This window comes from Bombiscardovia coagulans, assembly GCF_002259585.1.
In the GTDB taxonomy this organism is placed as follows: domain Bacteria; phylum Actinomycetota; class Actinomycetes; order Actinomycetales; family Bifidobacteriaceae; genus Bombiscardovia; species Bombiscardovia coagulans.
On record NZ_MWWS01000004.1, the window covers coordinates 707,656 to 732,252 of the forward strand.

The window sequence follows — 24,597 nt, forward strand, 5'->3', positions numbered from 1 at the left end:
ACACTTACTAGAGTTGGAGAACTCCACTACTGGTTAGCTACCACCTGTGTTTACAACCGTGTGCGGAAAATAAAATGCTTAACTCTGCAAAACCAGTTTCAAGTAAACTCACTGCTGAGAAATCGAACGAGGTACACCCTCCTCTACAGAACCGGTAAATCCTACTGGAAGATCTTCAGTAAGCAGGTCAACAGGAATACCTCCACTGACATCTGCAAGCGCTGATCTACCACCAGCAGCTAAGTATGCTTGGTGGGCATGGTCATCATTCCAGTGTTCGCCTACCAACTGACCGTGACTGAGCATAATCTCCCGTTGGGCACAAGAAGCCACCAGGGCATCATGCGTAACGACAATCAAGGTGGTACCTTGTTCATGCAGTTGCTGGAACAGTTCCAACACCAACTTTTCGTTAGCTTCGTCAAGATTACCTGTCGGCTCATCCGCCAAAATAAGCTTGGGCTCATTAATCAATGCGCGCGCAATACAAACCCGCTGCTGCTCACCACCGGAGAGTTCAGATGGCAAATGGTGGGAACGATCTACCAAGCCAACTCTTTCCAAAGCTCTCATAGCCTGATCCTGGTCTACAACCGAATGATAATACTGGGCAACCATTACATTTTCTAAAGCAGTGAGGTGAGGCACGAGATAAAACTTTTGAAAGACCAACCCTATAACATCTTTGCGTATGTCGGTCAGCTGAGATTGGCTCATATCTTCCAAAGCTTTTCCGCTAAGGCGTACCGAACCTTGGCTCGGTGTATCCATACAGCCTAAAATATTCATGAGAGTTGTCTTGCCTGATCCCGAAGAACCCACAACAGCCAGCCACTGGCCTTCATTCACTTGTAAACTCACATCATCTAATGCATGTACGTCACCGTAAATTTTAGAAACATGTTCTAAATCAAGTAAAAGTTGGACCTGAGGCTGAACTGTATGCCGCTCATCATTTCCCTCTGTCATTCTCATTTTCCTTCCACTTGCCTTCTGAAAAACTCTGGAACTCTCAACTTGTGTGTTGTATTGTGTATAACCTTCACGATTCACTCCTCTCGCAGCACCACAGCAGGATCAATGCGAGATGCTCGAACAACGGGATGTATGGAACCGATGACAGCAATAATGGCACTCAGTAATACCGAAGATATACCCAACCACCAGTTGAATATTAAGGCACGCCCAAACACTGAAGAGCACAGCCAGTAGGCGAAAGCATATCCCAGTCCAGTACCCACTAGTCCACCCAATAATCCGTATGCACCAGATTCCACAAAAAACTCAGATGCCAGACTTGCAGCGGAAGCTCCCAAAGCCTTGCGTAGACCAATTTCGCTGCGCCGTTGAGAGACCATAGAAGTTATGGTGGCTCCTACACCAACCAATGTAAGCACTAAAACCACTAATGAGATCATCCAGAAGAGCGTCTGCAACATAGTAATAATTCGCGTATCTGCAGATGAAATTTTCGTAACAGTTTGTGCCCTCACTCCCATAGAGGTCATCTCGTTGATGCTGTCAGCAATTGCTGCAAGCTCTGGTCCGACTGCGCTAGAAGAGTACTCGATGACATCGGTACCACGTTTGAGATGGGTTACATGTTCCATATCAGCCAGAGTTGCATACACGATTTTATCTTCAGCACCACCAGTATCAACAATTCCAGCTATTTGATAGTTTGCCGCGCCGATGATCTGGTCTTTCTGCCACTGACCAGCAACTTTAGGCTCTTGACTATCTTCACGCAAGAAACGAGCTTCGACCGTACTCCCTATAGATACTCCCAGATTATCTGCCAAATCTCGACCGACAAGAATCTTTCCAGGGCTAGGCCAATGTCCAGTTACATTCCAGTGTTGGTTGAGGGCATGCACCTGACTAGGATCAATACCCGCCATCAGGTAGGAGGCGTTGTTAATCCTCACATTCTCATAACGGTAACAAGCATGACGAGCAGAACTTTTGGCAGTGACCATCTCAGTGGTATGTTCCACCATCGCATTGTCGATGTCCCGACGAGCATGATCACCTCGTTCAATGGGAGCTACAACTAGATTGGCTCCATAAGCCCTCATCTCTTGATTCATTTGTGCTGGTACTGCTATACAGACCGCAGCTAAGCAAAAGAGTGTTGCCGCTCCTACAGCTGAAGCTAACACTGCCATGAGGGCTCGGCTGCGCCTACGAAAGAGGGCCCCATATACCATCCTGAAAAACATCCGGGTATTGCCGCTCGTGGTAACTTTTGTATTCTTTTTCATAAGACTCACTACCTCAAATGTCAGCGCCCGTGCAGGGCCTGGGCCGGGCTCAAACGAAGAATGGAACGAATAGCAGAAACTGAGGCCAGTAAAATCACGAGAGCAAGCAATACAAACACCCACACAAAGACCATCGGATGCATGTCAATGGAGGCATGGAATACCACCATGCCCACAATCTGCGCCATGCCAGTACCTAACAGTGACCCCACTATCGCGCCAAACAATCCAATGCATCCTGTTTCAGCGAGGATCAACCGATAGATAGACCCATCTGTGGCTCCCACTGCTTTGAGAAGAGCAAACTCTGAGACTCGTTCAGTGATAGATGAGGCCAGAAGATTTGCCACAGCTACTGCGGCGGCAAGTAGACTCAATACAGTCATGAGCAGCATCACCGCTTGAGTCTTGTTGAGTACATCTCCCTGGAGGGCAGCAACCTGCCGAACCTGCTTGGCGACCGAACCGGAGATAACTTCCTCAATTTGGTAGGCGATCGATGAGGCATACGCTGTGCAATACCAAGTCTCCCACTCATCTTGAGTTAAAGCAGCGGGATTACGGGCTGCTTTACGGGCTAATTCATTTTCAGGAGTTGTCAAAGCTTTGACTTCTACCCTGTCGACTTGTCCAGGCATAGCAGCAAGTTCTTGAGCCACAGCAGTGGGAAGGTACAGGGAAGAAGAATCATCATCACCAGAATCGAAGCTACCTACTATGACCACTTCTACTTGCTGGCTTCCCAGGCTCAAAGTCAGCCTATCGCCTACACCCTTTCCTCCTAATTCAGCCATCAAGTCTTTTCCTATCATGGCTTCCTTGGTGTTGTCTCGCGGCCATTTTCCTTGCACTTTCCACCAAGGACGCAGGCCAGGCATTCCGACCTGACTGCTGCCGCCAGAATCTAACTGGAGGGTCTTATGAAACCAAGTGCCAACAATAGGGACACTAACTCCATTGCAATTGGCCGTAATATCTAGGCGGGGAGCAAAATCCTCAATGTTGTAGGCCCAAAAAATGCTTTTAATCTTAGCTACTTCAGACTCTTGAATCACTGCACTAGGAGTTGCCGAACCTGCATTGGGGGTAGAAAGCTGTGATGAGGATTCAGCTGATTTTTCAGAACGAGTGTACAAATCTGCAACAACGGCTTGCGACTTGGGCTGCACGGTAATGTTCGAACCGTAAGTCGAAAGCTCAGCATTGAGTTTATCCCCTACATCAAAAACTACACCTAGCATAGCCACAGCTACGCACGCAGAAAGACCGACAGTAAGCGCAATAAGCAGCTTGCGCCCCTTCTGCCGTTTGAAGGAACTAGTTATCATTTTCAGGAAAAACATATCAATCCTTCATCCTTGAAAGACAGCCGACAAGGCATCTAGAGTGGATGTTTGGATCACAATGTTCCCCTGTGCGGTGGTATACGCAAAGGGTATTGGGTTACAGCCACCCTTATAACCAATAGTCGCAATATTGATAGCCACGTCACAACGCTTGCAAATAATCTTGCCGTCGCGCTCATAGTAACCTGCTGAACCACAATTTTCACAAGCGTCCAAACCCACACCGTAAGCTCCGCCGTTCTTTTTAATAGCAATAAAGCGCATTAGGGTTCCGTCTTTGGCTTTGTACTCAAAGCGGTGAAGGTGTCCATCTCCAATCTGAGACAGAGGAATAGCTATATGGTCAGCCTTGCGAGCGTATGCCTCAGGCGGAGAAAGCACTGGCTGCTTATAGGCTTGTTGCACCCCGACAGTGAGCGCTGTGGTGACACCAATTATTGCCAACAAACTCCATGTAGCTCCTCTAATGGCCTTTCGCCTAAATGCCTTATGGATACGGGCCTGTGCTAGGTCAGGTGCCTGCAAAGGCATTTTGTATCCGGCAATGACTGAACCAAGAGCTGGAAGGAGGAAAATACCCACCTGAGCGATAGTTAGACTTCTCTTTGCGTTGTACAAGTATGCCATCAACCTAAAAGCAGTCCCATGCAAGACCAGATTGCCACTATTTTGCAGTACAGCAGCAAGAGCAGTCACCTGTTGAATGATAATCAGAGCAAGAAGCAAACAACTGGATACAGTAAAGGCTATTCGGGGGCTTGTCGCCCTCAGACTCCGGAAGATACATGCAACTAGTACGGCAGTCAAACATCCTAGGAGGAAACCAAGAGCCCTGAGCAGCATGTCTGACGTAAACATAGGTGCGCCAGGTTCCACAAAATTAGTTAGTTGAAGGATAACATCCGGTAAAGCACGAAAGATAGTCAACCCAAGAGAAGTGCCAGCTACCGCGTTCAACACCAGCATGAACTTCGTGTGCTGCTTCCCATTATGAACAGCACTGCTAGCACATATTACCAATGCCAAAGACAGCATATTAACAATCACGCAGGCCCAGAGAGTTGGCATATTGATCATCGTGCGACGATTAATAACAGCCATGGCCCGCATGCCAGCGAACACCAGAGCAGCCAGTATGCCCAATACCAACCCCAGCAAACGAACATAAGCACTGGCTGGTTTCTTTCGACTGTTACCTGGTGATAACAGGACGCTATAAGCCATGGTGAGGAGAGCAGGACCTAAAACCCCTTGTAGGGCCGTTACGAATTGCACCAACATCAGTCTCGCTCTCCTTTCACCTTAACTACGCCACTATTTCACTATGTAAAACATGGTTTACCACTCGTGAGGAGTGTAATCCCAATCCCAAGAAACAACTATAGGCTCAGTCCAAAAATGCCCTTTGACGCCAGTCTCCGGGTCCGTATGCAGCATCCATCCTCGACGCGCAGGTGATTCAATGGTATACGTGAGTTTATAGGAACCAGCCTTATCCATCTTGATGTTGGCACCATAGTGAGGTCCATCAGATGCGTTCATTTGCATGAAGGTACCCTCTTGAGGTTGGCTGGCGCCACTCTTATCTTCGATTTTGTATTTCACCGTCAAATCGGGGACAAACTCACCCTTAGCATAGCCTAAATTATTGTCAGCAGTTGCATGGATATCAGCTTCCAAATGCAAACTTGCCTCAGCAGCTTTCAGTCCCATGCCAGCCGGTTCCATATCGATGGGCTGGAAGAAGACGGTACCAATCGTGAGTGGACCTTTCACTTGATCTTCTGGAGGAATGGGAATTTCTTCAAATCCCGCACCTTTATCCTTTTCCTTACCTGACTGCTCAGTTTCAGCAGAAGCTTTTGGTGAGGATGCTTCACGCAGCCCTTCAGACTTATTACCGCCACAACCTGATAGAGCCAAGGCTCCAACGAGAATTAAAGCGGCGAGCGCTGATACCTTCTTGCACTTCATGAGTAATCCTTTACTACTATTATGGGTGAGATACTACTTGTTGGGATGCTGCTGCCTTTTGAGCTTCGCTGCGCCCGCTCTGCATGACCAGAGAGACGATAAACAGTACAACAACTGCAATGATGGCCAATATTTGAGCGCCTATACTCTCCTTGTAAGGGTAGAATCCCAACCAATCACTGGTTGGCAATCCAGGTACATATGATGCCGGTATGAGGTCACCCTCTATCAGCGCATGTACACCACCACCAGCAAAAATGACTACCATAACTGCCATCAGAGCAGATGTAATGATAAAAAATGGACGAATAGGAATATTCACCGAAGTGAACCGAATGAGTACAAAGATCAGTACCAGCACAACTGTAGCGACTGCAAAGCCTGCCCAGATTTCTTGGTGCCCGCTAGGAGCCATAGCAATAATAGCCTGATAGAACATGACTGTTTCTGCACCCTCTCTAAATACTGCCAGGAAGGAGAGTAAAGCCAAGGATAGGATACTACCGCGAGAGATAGCTGCTACCGTTTGAGCTTTAATATACTGATTCCAAGAGGTAACTGAAGATTTTGAGAGCATCCAATTACTGGTAAAGAGAAGCATGACCATAGCAATGAGTGCAACTACACCTTCCAGAATCTCCTGTTGCGGACCATTGCCATGAAACAGTAGTGTAAAGAGCAAGGCCACTACACACGATGCGAACAAGCCTGCAACAATCCCCCAGTAAATAGGTTGTACTTTGTCCTTATGCCCAGATTTCACCAGGTAAGCGATAATGGCTGCCACAACGAGGATTGCTTCCAAACCTTCCCGGAGCAAAACGATAAAAGCCTGTCCGAAGGCTGATGTGATAAAGTTCGTGAAACCGCTTACCTGTCGGGCTGCTCCCCTGTCGAGCGTCTGAGCGTCTGCCACTAGCATCGTTTTGAGGTCGCTGACCAAGGGTTTAATACTTGCTGCATCTTTCCCCGCAGACATAGCCATACGAGTTTGCTTAAATTGGTACTCAACCTCGGAAACCCTACTGCCCGAGATAGCGTTCATCACGTTCTTTTCAAAACCTAGCTTTTCGTAGTATTGATAATAGGCTTTATTCACCAAAGTCGAGCCTTGGGCACCGTCCCCAGCAGCAGATGCCTTGTATGCATCGTCAAGGATTACTGTCATCTCTTGAGCCACTTGGGTCCAGGTCTTCTCTCCTCTACCTGCGTTGCTGTGCTTTTTACTGGCATCAAGCTGCTGACGCTCACGCTGAATCTGCTGCTCAAGCTGCTTGGCGTATTCACGAGGTTTTGGTGTACCTGCTTGACTATCTAACTCTTGAGCTGTATCCATCAAACCGACGCTCAGCTCTTGAACGAGCTGGTTGATGTGTTCTGCTTGATTGGGCGTATATGTTGCGTCCAAGAGACTTCGAAACAGTTGATCCAGATTCGAACGTCGCTCAACGCCCAATCTCTGTGCTGTCATGACAGCTAAGTTTGAAGCCGTGTACGAGGTGTTCAAGGCAGCAGAAAAATCTGAATCTGCTTCCACTGCATCACCGCGTGTGTATGCTTCCTGACCTGAAGACACATAGGCAACGGCTTCTTGAGCCGCTTGTGACCAGCTATCATAGCCGTGAGCGACGGGTGTAACCGCAGCCGCCGTGGTGGTATGAGCTGGTGAGTGCACCAGTGACACAGCAACTACTTCAGCAGGAGCGAGTGTGGACAGCACCAGCATGAGTAGACCGAAGCATAGGCCTATACAAGCACGCAAAAAGCACCTGTACACACAGCAGAACACCGAATCGGCCATGCCCTGCCCGCTGCCTCGCAACCTACTTAACCAAGTCATGCTCTTAACCCATGCCATCCTTCATGAACTCGTATCACGAATACCTACTTACACATAATGTAAGGCAGGAAAAGCAGGAAAGAAAGACTTGATTTTCTGTAAAAAATAGAGTATTTTGACCTTTTTTATACAAGGCTAGTAATTGACAGAAGTGCTCATCTACGCGAGGTTGTCCACTATAGACAGCGGGACACTCTGCACTGGTGCACTTTGGGATGCAATCGTCTTCCAGGCGACACTTTCACCAGACGGGGTTTCAATGCCGATGAGAATAAGCAGCAAACCAACTGCTCTTCTTTTACTGAGCACCTACCCTGCTGCATAACACAGCAGCCGCTGTCGTCTTTACTACCAAAACACATAGGAATACAGTAAAACCGTATTCCTAGTGCCTCTATTCACTATGAAAGATGACAATACACGAAGTATCCGTCCCGTAAGCTACCGAATCAGGTTCGCTACACGACAGTTCACACTTGCTGACGAATGGCTGGAAGCTTATCAAACGCGAAGTTTAGCGACCGCGGAAGGGATTGCTTGAGCGCTTGCTGCGGTTAGTGCGATGCTGGATACCGCGTGGTGCACCAGATCGGGTGCTACTAGTTCCACGACGCTTTTCTCCACGTTCTTCCTGACGACCAGTGCGGAACTTACCCTGCCCGCCCTCAGCATGACGCTTGTAACCGCGATCACGACCGCCGCGGGCATCAATGGGACCGTCCTGCTGGGAGTCATCCTGATGCTTGTAGCCTTTGCTCCGGTTACGATTGCGCTTGTCTGAGCGCCGGGAAGACTCATCGCTAAAGCCTTGCGAATACCGAGTATCTCTAGAGTCGTGGGAACGATATGGACGCCTACCACCCTTGCGGTCGTCACGATGACCGCCGCGGCCGCCGCGACTACCACCACTTCTGCGGCCTGAACCCGGGGTTTTAGCTGGGCGCAAAGACTCCAAAGTCCAACCGTCAACGCGGGGTGCTGCCTCCCCTACGAGTTCTTCAACGATTTCAGAATCGGCAGTTACTTGATAGTTAGGTTTAGCATCAATGTGAGCAATCTTGAGCATGCGCCTGGTGTCACGCCTCTGGTTTGGAAGCACAATAGTAACTACATCACCAGCTTTACCTGCACGGGCCGTACGACCAGAACGGTGTAGGAAGGACTTAGGATCTGCTGGTGGATCGACTTGGACCACCAGGTCGACTCCAGACACGTCCACTCCACGCGCAGCCACATCTGTAGCTACTAGTACACGCACCTGTCCACTACTAAAAGCTGCAAGGTTGCGATCACGCTGGTTTTGCGAAAGGTTACCATGTAGCTCAGCTGCCGGAATACCGTTATTAGTCAGGTGAGCAGCTAACTTTTTGGCTTGGAATTTGGTTCGGGTAAAGAGAATCCGCTTACCCTTACCGGAGGCCAGCTTGCGAACCAAATCATGCTTATCTGCCTGGGTTGTTTCGAAAATATGATGGGTCATCTGATCGACATGCTGGGTAGCTGAATCGACCTCGTGAACCTTAGCATCATGGAGGAAGCGACGAACAACAGCATCTACGCCATGGTCAAGAGTGGCAGAGAACAGCATGCGCTGACCGTCATCACGAACCTGACCTAATATCCGCTCCACAGCAGGCAGGAAGCCCATATCTGACATCTCATCGGCCTCATCGAGGACGGTAATTTCTACATCATCTAACGTCAGTAAATGCTGTTGGAGAAGATCCTCTAAGCGTCCAGGGCAGGCAACTACGATTTGCGCACCAGAGCGCAAGGCATTGACCTGTCGGTTTTGACGTACTCCGCCGTATATAGTGCACGTATTTAAGCCAACTGCATGCACTAAGGGAGACAACACCTCGTCAATTTGGTTAGCGAGCTCGCGGGTAGGAGAGAGAATAAGGCCTCGTGGCGCCGGCAGCGAACGACGGTCCCGGGCATTACGAGTGTCACGATGATTGTGAGCAGACTCTGCTAAGCGTGCAACTAGTGGCAGCACAAAGGCCAATGTTTTGCCTGATCCCGTGCGACCACGACCCAGAATGTCCCTTCCTGCCAAAGAATCTGGAAGGGTATCTTCCTGGATAGGAAAAGCAGTGGTCATCCCCTTGGATTTGAGGACACGTACAAGAGAATCTGGTACTCCTAATTGAGCAAATGTCTTGGGCTTATCATGGTCCTGATGACCGTTGGTTTCGCTACTATCTGCACTCTGTTGTATAGCTGTTTCACTCATTTTGTTTACTGTTAACGTATTCATCTGATCCGTATCTGCATTATCGAAATTCGCAACTGAATGGTGCGTTTGAGAGCGCACTTTACCCACTGAGGGTATTGTAATTGTTGACAACATCAACCTTCCACCAAGTAAGTCCAGCAGGCAACCGGTCAGCAGCCCACATGGCCGCGAGCAAAGCAAAGAATTTCGCGGATATTACCGGCAATCAGAGCATTCAGGCGACGATTGACCCGATGCATTTTTCATAAGAGCATGTGAGCCAACCGGTTCAGTCTAGCACAGACCATGCCTGCCGAACACTAATGACTGCCGCATGTCCCACAATGAACCGCAAGGACTACTACTACCTAGAACTAGTAGGAACACCAAACAATGGAAGACGCACTTCAGCCAAGAGCAACTGAAGTACCTGGTCAGTAGACAAGAGCTTGCATACCCTTTACAGGAGATGGCCCTCACTACGCCTTGCGAAGGCAGACACATCTACACCGAGGAGACTTGCTTCCTGAGCCGTTGAACCAGTAATCAACAAGTCAGTAGCTTGCAAATCACTAATCGTGGAAGCTCCCAACAGGGACATCAAAGACCTAAGCTGCACAGACCACGATTCAATTTCTGCAACAAGCCCTGCTACCCCGTTTTGAGTGAGCACCTGCAAGAAGTGACCAGAAATACCCACAGCCTGAGCGCCTAAAGCAAGCGCCTTTACGAGATCCAGAGGACTGCGGACACCACCGGAGGCCAGCAATTGAAGGCCAGCAATCGGTTCCGGTTGGTTGGCTACCAGCAGAGACAAAACTGTCGAGAATCCCCAGTCGTCCATGTACCAGTAAGCATGATCGGTACGCCGACTGTTCTCGATAACAGCAAAATTCGTGCCTCCACGACCTGACACGTCTACACTCGAAACACCCAGAGAGGCTAAAAGCTCAATTGTAGGACGACTGAATCCGAATCCAACTTCTTTAGCTACCACGGGTACTGGTACAGCCTGTACTATCGCCCGAATGCGCTCAGGCCAAGAGGCAAAATCTCTGTCACCCTCGGTCATGACTGCTTCTTGGACAGGGTTGATATGTACCTGAAGTGCATTAGCTTCAAGCATCTCAACAGCTTGCACCGCTTGTTCTGGGCTGACCGTTGGTCCCACGTTAGCAAAAACAAAACCTACCGGATCGTGTTTGCGCACAGTCGTAAATGTAGGGACCAGCTCAGCTCTGCGTAAAGCAGCATGCTGGGATCCTGTAGCCATAGCGAGATCTGTCCTCTGAGCAGCTTGTGCAAGAAGAGCATTAATGTGACCAGCCTGAGCTGAACCACCCGTCATCGCGTTAATGTAAAAGGGCATCCGCCAATGTGCACCACATACTCTGGTGCTGGTGTCGACACTAGACTGGTCCACCGCTCGCAAGGAATGATGGACAAAGCGAATATCATCAAAAGCATTCCGTTGTACGGTCTGCTGTTGCTCTAGAGCCAATCGAATATGGTCGTTTTTTCGTTGAGAATCGGGATTAGCATCTACTCCAGGATTGAAACCTTCATGCTCATACTCTTGGCTACTCATGCAGCCTCATTCTCCTGACTCTCCGTGGGAGACCATGGTTGGACAGGGACCAGTTCATTACTGACCGCTAGTCCTAGTGGTTCGATGCCCGACGCAGCCCAAGCATCTTCAATACTTTGTGCTTGTGCTTGATGATCAGCAGCTACAATAGCGATACCACAGTCACCGCCGCCAGCTCCGGACGATTTAGCAGCACCGCCATACTTTGCAGCTATTTCAACTAATGCCCGCAAAGCATCTGTCTCAATGGCGGTATCTGTCAATTGTGACAGACCCGAGAGGAGATCTCTTGCTCGGACTATTTGATTATTAACGGCAGCAATATCACCGGTTTCTAAGGCTCTAGCAAGCGCGTCGACGCACACATCTGAACTGCTTAAGAATTCCTCGTAATCGTGGCGTTTTCCATCAGCAGAACCTGCTTTGACTGAAGCCACCAGTGATGGGGTAGACGCCGGACTACCTGTCCAACCTACTAACAGTTGCAAGGCTGAGTCATCACCAAAAGCATCCAGACGGTTTATGGCTAGCCCCGGCCAAGGTCTCTCGACAAGTTCAGCCAAAGGCACCTGATCAGCTAATGAGCGCACCCAAATCCTGTCTGGAGAACAGAAGCGAATACAACCGCCAAAAAGACTGGCGGCTAAATCTCCACCAGAACCTAAACTCTGCGCCTTGCCTGTAGCCAGATAAGCCAGCTTGTATGTAGCCAATGGTGACAGTTCTATACCATAGAACTGTAGTAGAGCCCGAACCGTAGCCACGGTCACAGCGGCAGACGACCCTAAACCATATTTTTTACAGGAATCTGCGTCTAGCTGGCTAGAGATAGACACATCAAAGGGACGAACTAGGACGCCTTTATATACAGCAAGCTCTTCTACAGTTTGCAGTGCTGCCAAAATATAAGAATTCTGAGCACACTCACTATCCGGAGTTATGATCCCATGTTCACGATGCCACTGCAAGCTATCCTGTGGACGTCCTACAGACTCGATCTTTCCGCATTGAAGGTCTATGTCTGAAACCAACGCCGAAAGATTGACAGTATCTTCGTCCCCTTTACACCCTGTAACTTCTGCTGTAAGCATGCGGTTTACTGCTACTACTACAGCAGGATGACCAGGTTCTACAACAGCATATTCGCCCGCCAAGTACAGCTTGCCTGCCGCTTGAGCCTGGCATCGAATCCTAGTAACCGTCTTTCCCATTTGCATACCCCATCGTTTATCCATGCCGGTGTTCTTGTTCCACCACAGTCCTGTTTACCTGTTTATTTCAGCGTTCTCCCGTCCCCAGCACCATTGACTTGAAGACCAGGACCTGGCCTATGTACTTGAATATTGACACCAGGTAGACGCTCGCGCAACTCCTCGGCAACTTGTATGGCCTGCTGTCCAGAAGTTAATACCTTTATATTCGGACCCGCATCCATAGTTGCCCACGCATCCAATCCATCAGACCGGATCTGATGTACGGCTTCAAAAGCGACGAGCGTGTCTGGCAACCAATACGAAACAGCAGGTCGAGCTGCCATCATCGCAGCATGCATGCTCAAAGCGTTTGCCTCCACAATCTCACCTAACGTATTGATATCGTTAGTGTGCACCGCAACAAGCGCTTGCTCCAAATCATCTTTACTTTGCTCCACCCAAGCTCGATAAAATGGGGAGGTACTCATGGTGTGTCGCATAGCCTGTCGGCTCGAAATATGCTTCTCTTGCCCGGATATAAGTACCACAATCAGAGCTAAGTCCATATCAGTTTCGACAGGCTCAGCATAAGAAGACGCATCGTCATGACCAGCCTGCCACTGAACTAGTCCACCATAAATTGAACGACAGGCCGAACCTGATCCTCGGCGCGCTAGGCGAGAAAGATCTTGTCTGCTCACGTTCAACCCTGCTGCGGCACAGGCGGCTCCTGCCAAGGCAGCAAATGCTGATGAAGAGGAAGCGAGCCCAGCTCCGTACGGCACCGTGTTATATGAACTCACTCGAGCAGGGGCGTCAATATCTGCCCGCTTGCGAATGACGTCTAAAAATTGAGAAATACGCCCTAAAGCCCTGCCACCCTGTGGTTGATCGTCAATAGTTAACAAATCAGAACCAGCGGTTGCATCAAGAAACTCAACTTCAGTGCGGGTCGATAAACCATCAAGAGTGAGAGAAAGACTAGATGTCATCGGTATGATGAGATCCTCATCAGCTTTGCCCCAATATTTAATGAGGGCAATATTTGCATTGGCTCGTGCCTGACCCCGGCCTATGACCGGTATACCCTCTTCCCTCATTTGTACACGGTGAGAAAGGGTCGCTGTACTCGTCTGCACGCTAGTCGCCTGCTCGTCATTACTTTCACCCATCTGTGACTGTACTCTCCTCACGTTCATATCTCATAGGTTACGCACAGACAGACACTCGTTTGACTGTAACGGTAAAAATCTGACAGTATCCCCACTATCAGAGCACCATATGCGGTGCACAAGAAAACGATTGTCTGCCCTTGCAAGCATGCTCAAGCTACCATTTGATGAAGCCAAACCTGCTGAGCACCGTCAGACCGAAGAGCTTTGCTAATTCTATCTGCATCTTCTTTAGTGCTTGCTAAGGCCAACACGCAACCGCCCAAACCGCCGCCGGTGAGCTTCGCCCCCAATGCTCCACACGAGCGCGCAGTCTCAACGAGTAGATCCAGCTTAGGATGCCCTATCTGTAGAGCATTCAGCAGCACCTGAGCTTCATTCATTCGATGGCCCAGAGATTCCATCTGCCCGTTTTCAAGATCTCGAATAGCCGCCTCAGACTGTTCACCTAAAGAATCCATCAACTGACCAACACCCGTTGGGTCTTCCTGGAAGCGACTGCGCACCCCTTCTACAGCTTCTTTAGTAGACCCGACAACGCCAGTGTCAGCAATCACCAGGTAAGCATCACCTTGAGGTTGTATCGTACTCATGCTCCCTGCAGCCAAACGAACTGGTTTCAGCCCAGATGTGGTAGCAGCATCCAGTCCTGATGGATGCCCATGTGTTATCTTTTCAGCCTGGTTCGTTAAGTCCAATAGCTGCTCTCGACTTACCTCTACATCATATGCATCCAAGATGGCTCGTATGACGGCTCCTGAAGCAGCAGCCGAAGAACCTAATCCCCGTCCCGCAGGAAAATCAGATTGGGTTCGGATGTTGAAGGCTTGTTGTGGATGATGTAGAAAATTGAGTGTGACTTCCACAGCACGTTTCAAGCCACCAAACGTTCCCCCGGACTCTTCCAAAGACCCTGAATAATCTAAGGCTTCTAATTGTGCCTGCTGTCCTGAAGCAATGGGAGTAGCCCACGCTTGCATTTTCAAACTGTGCAAGGGCAACGCTAGGGCAGGGTGTCCGTAAACCACCGAGTGCTCGCCTATGAGGATTGTTTTTGCCCAAGTTTGACCGTAGCCTTCGTGCGGCAACGCTTGCACCTTTCTGCTCACCTCTTGCGAGTCTTCCCCATATGCGAACCCCAACGTAGTCTCACTCCCTGCCTAAGCTCTAGTTATTTCAGTAGCACATGACACCTGTCTGTAGTGCACAGTCATAACGTTCTCAGTTTGTAATTGTATTCCCTCTAACAAGTGTCTGGGCCAAAAAATCATAGGGATTTTGCACAGATTACAACCTATTGTCAGTTAAGCAAACGGACACCAATTATTTGTTTATTGCTTGATAACAGCTACTCTGCCGTCATATGTCGCGTACATTCTGAACTATCTACACACACGCTGACTATATACTCTCAATTACACCTGAAACAGCACTAGTAGAGTTTATGCCTTTACCAATCACCATGGCTACTACTTAACTCCATTTTGTTACCATCGCCAGAATTCTCTGTTACCATCAGCGAGGACTACTCTGGTATCCAACAGCCTACCATCTCAACCAATGCGCCTGCGCAATCTGAAATAGCTCAATTGTCAATTGCTGCGGTAAGGATACACAACCGCGAATCCCATCCCACTGTTTCAGCAAAAGTACCAGACGATGAAACCTAAAGGGTTTTCACAGCATCGTAGTTTTTACCTCTTGTGTGACGGCAACCTTGTTGTTCGCGCTACTTGCTTAAGGCAATAGTGCAACATACACTATGTCCGAATTTCCTTTGACACACATGCAAGTACTCACAGCTTTAGTGTAAACCCCATACAACTAGAGATTTTGACATCGAATGAGTATCAGACTTTGAATGATGAGACAACTCCTCAACGTAAACACTTGTTTGCCGATGCCAGACTTGAGAATGACCGGTCCGTTCAACTTCAACTACTTCTCCGTTGACTCTTGCCTCAAAAATATTACTACCCTCAGGTTTGCGCATGCGCCGAATCTGTCTACGCAATTGCCGGTTTTCCTCAGCTAGATCCAGAATGCGACTTACACCAGCAATATTAATCGACTCATCCTGGCTCAAATGCTGAGCCTGATAGAGCCTATCTATATCACGCAAAGAATATCTCCTAGCACCACCTTCTGTTCGATCGGGGACAATGAGTCCCAAGCGGTCATACTGGCGCAAGGTTTGTGGGTGAATGTCTGCCAGCTGAGCAACTTGGCCAACACTGAATACTGGCAAATTAATGTCAATACCACGATCATCAATGTGATCCAAATTTGTTTCAGATGCCACTAGCGCTCGTGCACACGCCAAGTACACGTTCCGCATCTGCTGATCTAACGCTGCCATTACATTCACCCCTAGTTTTCAGGTGACAAACACCACCTTTATAGTCTCATCCGTTCATCAGCAAGCTCTTGTTCAAAGTTCTCAGTTGCTTTAGCAAACTCTTTGATGACGTGTTTGGCCGCCAAACCAAGCTTGTTGGGTAGCTGTATCGAAACCTTGCCTACAAGATCACCCTTCTGACGCCTATCTTGAACACCCTTGCCGCTAATACGAACTTCGTCACCGCTAGACGAACAAGCCTGTACCTTAAAAGTTACTGGTTCACCATCGATGTCGCGAACTTCTACCTTGGCCCCCAAGGCAGCCTCTTTCACCGTAACAGGCAAATCCATAACCACGTCTTTACCCCGCATCGTAAAACGACTGCTGGGCTGAACGCTAATGGTCAAGTAAAGGTCGCCGTTAGGACCACCATATGTTCCAGCGTGACCTTTGCCAGCAAGGCGGATCTTCTGCCCATCTTTCACACCGGCTGGGATGTGGGTCTTAAATTTAGACCCACCTACGCTCAGAGAAACCGTTGCTCCTTTGACTGCCTGTTTAAAAGTCAACGTAATGTGGGATGTCCTGTCAGCCCCCTTAGTAGCTTCCGGCTGCTTATACGATTGCCTTCCACTACTGTATGCACCATCATCATGGGAGGCAGCACCTCCAAATGCCGAAAATAGATCAGACAAATCTGGGCCACCGCCACTTGTTGAAAAGCGAATACGAGAACTTCCAGGTCCTCCAGTTCCACCGCCAAACACGGATCCAAAAATATCTTGGAAACCGTCAGCAGAGAATCCACCATCCGAGCTGGCCGAACCGCCCGCAAACCTAGCTCCGCCTAAACCAAACTGTCGAATAGCATCATACTTCTTACGCTCATCTTTATTACTTAAAACATCATAAGCCTCAGAGACATCTTTAAACTTCTCTTCTGCTTCCTTTGTTTTATTGAGGTCAGGATGGTATTTGCGAGCGAGTTTGCGGTAAGCCTTAGTAATGTCCGCATCACTAGCGTCCTTGGAGACACCAAGGACCTTATAGAAGTCCTTGCTCAGCCATTCGTTTTCAGCCATCCATGTCTCCTTTCTTTGTCTTAGTGCCGTGAGTATCTACAAATCAGACGTCAACAGGAAAGTTACTGCTCTTCGGGTGCAGCAACAACTACCCGAGCGGCTCGAATAACTCGATCACCGATCTTGTATCCTGCTTCAACTACGGTATCTACAGTTTCCTTCTCAGCTTGAGAATCTGGCTTATGCAGGATAGCTTCGTGCTTGGTGGGGTCAAAATCCTCACCCTTTTCACCGAATTTCTCAACGCCAAACTTTTCAAAGGTCTTGTCAATTTTCGCCGCAACCGCAGCAAATGAATCGTCCAGACCACCGTGTTCACGAATACGATCAATGTCGTCAAGAGCCGGCAAAAGAGCAGTAAGTACATCGATAATTCCGTGCTGGCGGAAAGTCTCCTGCTCTTTAGCTGTCCGGTTGCGATAGTTTACAAACTGAGCCCGTTCCCTCTGGAGAGCATCTAAGTAGTCGGCGGCCTCTTTCTTTGCCTTACCTAGAGGCGTCAAACTCTCGTCCCCTTGATCCGGTATTTGTTCACCTTTGCCACTGTCAGTATTGGCAGACTCTTGGGAACCATTAGAAGGCTTTTCTGAAGCAGTAGCGCTTTCCTGTTCTTTGGCCTGCTGGGAATCAGTAACAGTAGCTTCATCGTCTTCATTACGATCGACATTTCCGGCGGACGCCGGGTCACTTTTGAGTGACTCGGCGTCCGGCATGCCATTCAGATAATCATCCTTATCGAATGCTGGCATGTCACTCGCCATCCTTCTTCTTATCGTCATCATCTACGACTTCAGCATCAACTACATCATCATCAGCCGTTGAGCCGGTGCCAGTAGCGCTTTCGCCTGTAGCGCCAGCAGCATCACCTGCAGCCTGCTGTGCGTATAGCGCTTGACCAATTTGCTGAGCAGAAGTCATCAGCTCAGACTGCGCGGACTTAATCTTCTCCATATCATCACCCTTGAGGGCTTCCTTCAAGGCCTCTACCTTGTCGGTCACCTCTTTGGCAATGTCCTCAGAAATCTTGTCCTTGTTGTCTGCAACAAGTTTCTCAGTCTGGTATGCCGCTGCCTCTGCGCCATTACGGGTATCAGTATCCTCACGGCGCTGCTTATCTTCAGCTTCGTGGGCCTGAGCTTCCTTAACCATCTTGTCGATCTCTTCCTGAGGAAGAGCCGAACCACCCGTAATGGTCATAGACTGTTCTTTGCCAGTCCCCTTGTCCTTCGCAGAAACGTGCACAATGCCATTAGCATCAATGTCGAAGGTGACCTCAATCTGAGGAACACCACGAGGAGCAGGTGCAATACCAGTGAGCTCGAATGTACCTAGTGGCTTATTGTCACGGGCAAACTCACGTTCACCTTGGTAGACCTGAATGAGCACTGAGGGCTGATTATCTTCAGCTGTGGAGAATACCTCGGAACGCTTGGTTGGGATGGCTGTATTGCGGTCAATCAGCTTAGTCATAATGCCACCCTTGGTTTCAATACCTAGCGACAGTGGGGTCACATCAATCAGCAGCACATCCTTACGATCACCCTTAATGACGCCGGACTGCACAGCAGCACCGACAGCCACAACCTCATCTGGGTTAACGGATTGGCTAGCTTCCTTACCCCCCGTAAGTTCTTTGACCAAATCCTTAACAGCAGGCATACGGGTAGAACCACCAACGAGCACCACATGATCAATGTCTTGTACGGAGATGTTGGCATCCGCAAGCACATTGTTGAAAGGCGTGCGGCAACGGCCCAGCAAGTCAGAAGTCATATCTTCAAAACGAGCACGGGTTAAGGTTTCATCCAAATGTACTGGAGTACCGTCAGGGGTCATGGCTAGGTACTGCATAGAGATGCTGGTCGAAGTGGAAGAAGAAAGCTCCTTCTTAGCCTGTTCAGCGGCTTCCTTGAGACGCTGAAGAGCAATCTTATCCTTAGACAGGTCTACACCGTACTTATTCTTCACTTCACCAACGAGCCAGTCAATTATCTTCTGATCCCAGTCGTCGCCACCAAGCCTGTTGTCACCATTTGTGGCCTGTACCTGAATAGTTGAGAAGCCATCGTCGTCCTTGCCAATCTCCAACAAGGAAACATCAAAAGTACCTCCGCCCAAGTCGAAGACCAAAATGCGTTCATCTTCTTGGCCTTTTTCTAGACCATAAGCCAAAGCAGCAGCTGTAGGCTCATTGATGATACGCAAAACATTCAGCCCAGCAATCTTTCCAGCATCTTTCGTTGCCTGACGCTGAGCATCATTGAAGTATGCAGGGCAGGTAATGACCGCATCAGTGACAGGCTCACCAAGATACGCCTCAGCATCTCTCTTGAGCTTCATCAAAATCTGAGCTGAAATCTCCTGTGGTGTCCACTTCTTCCCGTCAATTTCTACTGTCCAGTCAGTTCCCATGTGGCGCTTAACTGAGCTGATGGTACGGTCTACGTTGGTCACCGCCTGACGCTTGGCCACTTCTCCGACCAGTACCTCTCCTGACTTACTGAACGCCACCACCGAAGGTGTAGTACGAGCACCTTCAGCGTTAACAATGACGGTGGGTTGACCGCCTTCGAGTGTGGCAATGCACGAGTTTGTAGTTCCTAAATCAATACCTACTGCACGAGCCATGTTGTTGCCTCCTGGCTATGTATATGTCACGTTTCAAACGTGACCTTTCATTTCTTACGTTTATCGCTCACATCATTCGGTAGCTCATTGCCCTTCCTCCTACCAGGAGAAGTGTTTATCAACTACCTCTAAACTTGAGCCTACATCACTCAACTTCCAAGAGCAAGTTAGTATTCCCGAATTTGAAAAGAATTTTTGTCAATGTCAAATGTATCGAACTGACGCCCCCAGTCAGCCTACTAACAAGTTTCATCACACCTGTCTGTAGGCCTAGTACAAGTAACAAAATCCGCAATGACTATCCAAGCCCGTCGTTCATGAATGCAGCAACACTTTCCGCCATGTGTTGTAGACAGCCGGTATCGATACAATCCCAGCAATCAGGATTCAGCAATTCCACCGTTTGAGGACATTGCTACCTTGGTAGCGAGAAAGTACTGCATAGTGAGCTGTATCCAAGCGGAACAGTTGAGCGTCAGCAGGATCTAATCCCAACCATTGGGTAGTCACAATACGAAGAATGTGAGCATGTGCTACTAGTAACACCCGGTGCCCGGACTCAACCATCGGCTGTACGTCATGCACTACCGTCAAAGCTCGCTGCGCAGCCTGCTTCAAACTCTCACCGTCACTGTTTCGCACAAACACACTTCCGCCAGATGGAAGAGGAGCTTGCCGGTCACCACCTAACCGCTCATCAATTGCTTGAGGCCCATCTCGCCAGAGCATCCAGTCCCAGCCTAACTCTGCGTCTATTTCACTGGATTTGCGCCCTTCTGCACGACCGTAATCCCATTCAGCCAATGCGTCCAGTGTCTGCACACCACTAAAACCCGCAAGTTGGGCCGTCTCTTGCGCCCTTTGCAGGGGGCTCACCAACATACAACCATCATCGAATCCTTCTGGGAAATCGTGAGCTAAGCGCTGACCAACCTTCCGAGCCTGCTGACGCCCTTCATCTACCAGTGGTAAATCTGTTCTGCCGGTGTACTGTCCGGACTTACTCCACTCAGTCTCACCATGCCGCAACAAGACTAAGCATCCCCGCTCTTCAGCTTCTTTGCTGGTTAATTTTGCAGAATAATTCATAGTTTGTACCATACCATTCTCCCCTGTCGAGATAACCCATATCCCACGCGAAGGCACTTGTGCCATAATAGGAATATGAGCCAAGCCGATGGACACCAGTCGAGCGCCACTGCCGACAAGGTAGTAGCACAGCTTCAAGCAATAGATGAAAGAGTCAACGCCATGCGTATACAAGTGAGCAAGGATCCTGATTCACTAGGCGATAAGCTACTCAAATTTGCCATTCCCAGCTTGACCGGCTTACTGGTAGGAAAACTCTTTAAGATGGTATGGGATCGTACCATCGCCAAGACCTCCACTGGCAATATAGACAATGACAACAATGATCAAGAAGAAGGCTTTATCGCGAGCGCCATATTCGCAGGTTTATCAGCAGCCCTCACTGCGGTAGTCTCTCAGCTCTCAGATAAAGGTTCACAGGCGCTCGTAGACCGCAGGCACGCCCGTAAATAGTTTGGCGCAGTTATTTACTGATACATTCATCTACTGGTAAGATCTATCACATTTCAGATGAAACTCTGAAAAAGTGCTTGCAAAATAATGTCACCTATTTGCATAATCAGTGTATGAGCGTTTCTAGCATGAACAAATACACCAGACCAGATTATTCAACTTCATCATCGCAGGCCCCAAACGAAACAATTCGAACACTGTTGGAACGACGAACTATCCGTGCCTTTGACAGCGACCCCATTGATTCGCAAACAATAGAGATGCTAGAACTCTCAGCCCAGCATGCTGCTACCAGTAGATACTTTAACGAATGGTCCGCTATTCGCGTTACTGACCCTAATCTCATTGAGACTATCGCACAAGATGCGCATCAACTATATATCACAAAAGCTCCCTTACTGTATATTTTCTTAGCTGACCAGCGCCGCAATGCAGACTTGGTAGCCGCCGAAGATCCTTCTATGACCGAATCTGACGACAGTTTTATACTTAACTCCGGATACTCCTTCCTGCAAGCACAAAATGATGCAGTGCTCGCACTCCACGCCATGGAAACGGCAGCTAATTCACTAGGTTTGGGATGTGTTATTTTGGGGTCGGTTATCAACGACCCAGACCTACTAATAGACATATTGGACCTTCCAACATTAGTGTATCCAGTCCTCGGCTTAGCCATTGGCAAGCCAGCACAAAACCCTGATCCCAAGCCCCGCATGCCCCATCGTGCACAGATATTTGAAAACAGCTACCAACGTCCCACTCAACAGGATATCGGTGAGGCTCTAGGAGAATTCGACCAAACCGTATACCAGTATTATCGTGATATCCGGCACAAGGATGCACCCCGAAAAACCTTTAGCCGCATTATGAGGGATAAAGCCTTTAACCCAAAGGAAAACCATTCTCCCATGGCTCCCTCCATACATAGGCAAGGGTTTGACTTAGAGAAATGACGATGCTAACCGTATGGGTTCTAACGGCGCCGAGGCTTGTACCCACGCTTACGTGAACGTTGCCTCTGCTGCCTATTTGCTGGGGACGGCAGGTAAGAGCCTGGCTCATGGCTGGTAAGATGCCAGCAGCCACAATACTGGCAACGGTAGGTCCACAGCTGTGTACCGCGGTCAATGTAACTTTGCTCCGCCGCACGTTGTGCCGTCACCTTGTCGTGATACATAATCTTTGAAGTTGACGCACAACGTTTTGGCACAAAGTAATGCATGATTAATTCCGGTGGCTCCTCGCTCTACTATCGATACTACCTATAATATGTCAGATAGCTCGGAACCGGACGGGTGTTAGGGAAGTTTGTTCCCTGCGGCCGTATACAACTCATACCACTCTTGGGCGCTGAGTTCCAGATCTGCACCTGCAGCCATCTGCCTGATACGTTCAGGATTCATAGAACCCAGCAAAACTTGAAAGCCTGCTGGATGGCGAAGAATCCATGCAACAGCTATCGCGCTTGTGCTTACCCCATACTTACTGGCCAGATCATCCAATTTCGCATTTAGTTCGGGGAACTGAGGATTGTCCAGGAAAACTCCTTCGAAAAAGCCGTATTGGAATGGGCTCCAAGCTTGAATACTCATGTGCTTTAACCGTGAATACGAAATCAGACCACCGTCACGGTCCAAGCTCGAGTCATCCCCCATGTTGACGTGAAACTCTTGCTGGAGCATACTCGTATGTCCCAGTCCAAACTGAAGCTGGTTCACTTCCAGCTTTTGCTCAACAGCCGATTGCAGCATCTCTATTTGCATGGGATTGACATTGCTTACCCCGAAATGTCTGACTTTGCCTGATGACTCCATCTCATGAAACGTCTGTGCTAGTTCTTCCAGATTAACGAGGGTATCTGGCCTATGCAGCAAAAGAAAATCTATATAATCGCTCTGGAGGTTGTCTAATTCTTGGTCGACTGCTTCTGTGAGATGGTGTTGAGAAAAATCATAGCGAGCTATAGCATCATTGTGATCGCGCACAATTCCTACCTTGGTCTGCACGAACACTGAACGTCGATCTACACCTGTATCTTTAAGGGCCTGCCCTAGTTTGCGGCTACTCTCTCCTGCATGGTAGCAGTCGGCAGTATCAAAGAAATTGATGTGTGTTTCTATAGCTGTCTCAACTATGTGTCCAGCTTCAGTACGAGACTTACTGTCCATCCTCATAACACCTAGGGCCACTGTAGAGGCTTGAACATTTGATTCACCCAGTTGGACATACTTCATAACCGCTCCTTTGCCTGTTATTGTGTTGTTGGTTGGTGTTTGTTGGGTGAGAAGGACTGGTATACAGTTAAAACCCTTATAACCAAACTTTCACCAGCTGATAAAACTACCCATTACTACCAGAATACGCTCCACCCACTTACCTGGTGGGATACTATCGTAAGCCCGTCTCCGCCAAGCCCACACGAAGAAAACACTGAACACCCGCCCCCTCGAAACCCAAAGCGACCACCACACACAAGAGCACCATCATCACACAAGCACCACCTCACACCAGCACCACCTCACACACTCAGGCACACTCACAAACTCACATACACACCCAGCATCCAAGACCAAACCAACAACCCAAGACCACTAATACCACCCCAGCAACTCAAGATCGGCACTACCAAACCAACACACTCTCACACAGCCACACTCACACACTCTCACACAACCACTCTCACACACCACTCTCAAGCCAGCACACGCCATCACATACAGTAAAACCCTGGGAAACAAACGCTTCCCAGGGTCCTACCCATAACGTGTAATGCGGCGGTGTGCTACTCTCCCACACCCTACCGAGTGCAGTACCATTGCCGTGCTGGGCCTTAGCTTCCGGGTTCGGAATGGAACCGGGCGTATCCCCCAGGCTATGACCACCGCAAATCTTAACTTATCCCACCACCTCCACAACAGAAGTGAGGTTCCGGGTGACAATCGGGGAACCGGCTAGTAGACGCGTTTCATATAATCCATTCATTACTAGACTGCTTGCAGAACGACCCTGACCATCACGCATGCTTCACGCCTGATCACGTTCATCACTCTCATCAACCAACCCCTATCAAAGGCTGGGATTATGATTACCATCAGCCATTAGTACCGGTCAGCTTCACCCCTTACAGAGCTTCCACATCCGGCCTATCAACCACGTGTTCTACATGGGGCCTCTCACACTTCAAGAGTGCACGGAATCCTTATCTTGGAGGGGGCTTCCCGCTTAGATGCTTTCAGCGGTTATCCCATCCGAACGTAGCTAACCGGCCGTGCCACTGGCGTGACAACCGGCATACCAGAGGTTCGTCCACCCAGGTCCTCTCGTACTATGGGCAGGTCTCCTCAAGATTCCAACGAGCGCAGAGGATAGAGACCAAACTGTCTCACGACGTTCTGAACCCAGCTCGCGT

General features: G+C 49.0%; 20 protein-coding genes and 2 rRNA genes. 2 read left to right on the forward strand and 20 right to left on the reverse strand.

Annotated elements, in window-relative coordinates; genetic code table 11:
- Positions 1-108: 108 nt before the first annotated feature.
- The 16 genes from BOCO_RS04750 to BOCO_RS04825 form a co-directional block, all read right to left on the reverse strand.
- Entirely contained in the window at positions 109-969 is an 861-nt protein-coding gene (locus BOCO_RS04750; RefSeq protein ID WP_094722895.1) for an ABC transporter ATP-binding protein, read from the reverse strand.
- 80 nt (positions 970-1,049) lie between these two features.
- On the reverse strand, positions 1,050-2,264 hold the full coding sequence (locus tag BOCO_RS04755) for an ABC transporter permease (RefSeq protein ID WP_094722896.1): 1,215 nt from the start codon (positions 2,262-2,264) through the stop codon (positions 1,050-1,052).
- 20 nt (positions 2,265-2,284) lie between these two features.
- Positions 2,285-3,607 carry an ABC transporter permease gene (locus tag BOCO_RS04760; RefSeq protein WP_094722897.1) on the reverse strand — a complete coding sequence of 441 codons (1,323 nt, stop codon included), beginning with the start codon at positions 3,605-3,607 and terminating at the stop codon, positions 2,285-2,287.
- 9 nt (positions 3,608-3,616) lie between these two features.
- Positions 3,617-4,891, reverse strand: a complete 1,275-nt coding sequence (locus BOCO_RS04765; protein WP_094722898.1) for a DUF2318 domain-containing protein — start codon at positions 4,889-4,891, stop codon at positions 3,617-3,619.
- A 57-nt stretch (positions 4,892-4,948) separates the two neighbouring features.
- Complete coding sequence (locus BOCO_RS04770) at positions 4,949-5,584, reverse strand: iron transporter (protein ID WP_094722899.1); 636 nt, start codon at positions 5,582-5,584, stop codon at positions 4,949-4,951.
- Between the two features lie 19 nt (positions 5,585-5,603).
- The gene (locus BOCO_RS04775; protein WP_094722979.1) at positions 5,604-7,310 is read right to left on the reverse strand and encodes an FTR1 family iron permease; all 1,707 of its coding nucleotides are present in this window, start codon (positions 7,308-7,310) and stop codon (positions 5,604-5,606) included.
- Positions 7,311-7,938: 628 nt separating this feature from the next.
- On the reverse strand, positions 7,939-9,660 hold the full coding sequence (locus BOCO_RS04780) for a DEAD/DEAH box helicase (protein ID WP_094722980.1): 1,722 nt from the start codon (positions 9,658-9,660) through the stop codon (positions 7,939-7,941).
- 442 nt (positions 9,661-10,102) lie between these two features.
- Complete coding sequence (fni, locus tag BOCO_RS04785; protein WP_094722900.1) at positions 10,103-11,230, reverse strand: type 2 isopentenyl-diphosphate Delta-isomerase; 1,128 nt, start codon at positions 11,228-11,230, stop codon at positions 10,103-10,105.
- Positions 11,227-12,465: a phosphomevalonate kinase gene (locus BOCO_RS04790; protein ID WP_211278681.1), complete on the reverse strand. Its 1,239-nt coding sequence runs from the start codon at positions 12,463-12,465 to the stop codon at positions 11,227-11,229. The genes fni and BOCO_RS04790 overlap by 4 nt, the downstream gene beginning before the upstream one ends.
- A gap of 38 nt (positions 12,466-12,503) precedes the next feature.
- Positions 12,504-13,595 (reverse strand): diphosphomevalonate decarboxylase, encoded by a 1,092-nt coding sequence (mvaD, locus tag BOCO_RS04795; protein WP_211278682.1) that lies wholly within the window; start codon positions 13,593-13,595, stop codon positions 12,504-12,506.
- A gap of 152 nt (positions 13,596-13,747) precedes the next feature.
- The gene (mvk, locus tag BOCO_RS04800; protein ID WP_211278683.1) at positions 13,748-14,704 is read right to left on the reverse strand and encodes a mevalonate kinase; all 957 of its coding nucleotides are present in this window, start codon (positions 14,702-14,704) and stop codon (positions 13,748-13,750) included.
- 695 nt (positions 14,705-15,399) lie between these two features.
- A complete protein-coding gene (locus tag BOCO_RS04805; protein WP_094722901.1) occupies positions 15,400-15,954 on the reverse strand; it encodes a heat shock protein transcriptional repressor HspR in 555 nt (184 codons plus the stop codon).
- A gap of 38 nt (positions 15,955-15,992) precedes the next feature.
- Positions 15,993-17,018, reverse strand: coding sequence for a DnaJ C-terminal domain-containing protein (locus tag BOCO_RS04810; protein ID WP_094722902.1), 1,026 nt, complete (start codon positions 17,016-17,018; stop codon positions 15,993-15,995).
- Positions 17,019-17,080: 62 nt separating this feature from the next.
- Positions 17,081-17,779, reverse strand: a complete 699-nt coding sequence (gene grpE / locus BOCO_RS04815; protein WP_420835394.1) for a nucleotide exchange factor GrpE — start codon at positions 17,777-17,779, stop codon at positions 17,081-17,083.
- Positions 17,769-19,646 carry a molecular chaperone DnaK gene (gene dnaK, locus BOCO_RS04820; RefSeq protein ID WP_094722904.1) on the reverse strand — a complete coding sequence of 626 codons (1,878 nt, stop codon included), beginning with the start codon at positions 19,644-19,646 and terminating at the stop codon, positions 17,769-17,771. Before dnaK ends, grpE begins: the two co-directional genes overlap by 11 nt.
- Positions 19,647-20,033: 387 nt before the next feature.
- Positions 20,034-20,747 (reverse strand): histidine phosphatase family protein, encoded by a 714-nt coding sequence (locus BOCO_RS04825; protein ID WP_244568740.1) that lies wholly within the window; start codon positions 20,745-20,747, stop codon positions 20,034-20,036.
- 63 nt (positions 20,748-20,810) lie between these two features.
- On the opposite strand from BOCO_RS04825, the gene BOCO_RS04830 reads away from it, so the two are divergent.
- A complete protein-coding gene (locus BOCO_RS04830) occupies positions 20,811-21,188 on the forward strand; it encodes a DUF4235 domain-containing protein (RefSeq protein WP_094722905.1) in 378 nt (125 codons plus the stop codon).
- Positions 21,189-21,316: 128 nt separating this feature from the next.
- Positions 21,317-22,141, forward strand: coding sequence for a nitroreductase family protein (locus tag BOCO_RS04835; RefSeq protein ID WP_094722906.1), 825 nt, complete (start codon positions 21,317-21,319; stop codon positions 22,139-22,141).
- A gap of 20 nt (positions 22,142-22,161) precedes the next feature.
- Here BOCO_RS04835 and BOCO_RS07560 read toward each other — a convergent pair whose 3' ends face one another.
- The 4 genes from BOCO_RS07560 to BOCO_RS04855 form a co-directional block, all read right to left on the reverse strand.
- The gene (locus BOCO_RS07560; protein WP_094722907.1) at positions 22,162-22,410 is read right to left on the reverse strand and encodes a hypothetical protein; all 249 of its coding nucleotides are present in this window, start codon (positions 22,408-22,410) and stop codon (positions 22,162-22,164) included.
- A 76-nt stretch (positions 22,411-22,486) separates the two neighbouring features.
- The gene (locus BOCO_RS04845; protein WP_094722908.1) at positions 22,487-23,422 is read right to left on the reverse strand and encodes an aldo/keto reductase; all 936 of its coding nucleotides are present in this window, start codon (positions 23,420-23,422) and stop codon (positions 22,487-22,489) included.
- Positions 23,423-23,957: 535 nt separating this feature from the next.
- Positions 23,958-24,074 (reverse strand): 5S ribosomal RNA (rrf, locus tag BOCO_RS04850).
- Between the two features lie 192 nt (positions 24,075-24,266).
- Positions 24,267-24,597, reverse strand: a 23S ribosomal RNA gene (locus BOCO_RS04855); the annotation flags it as partial.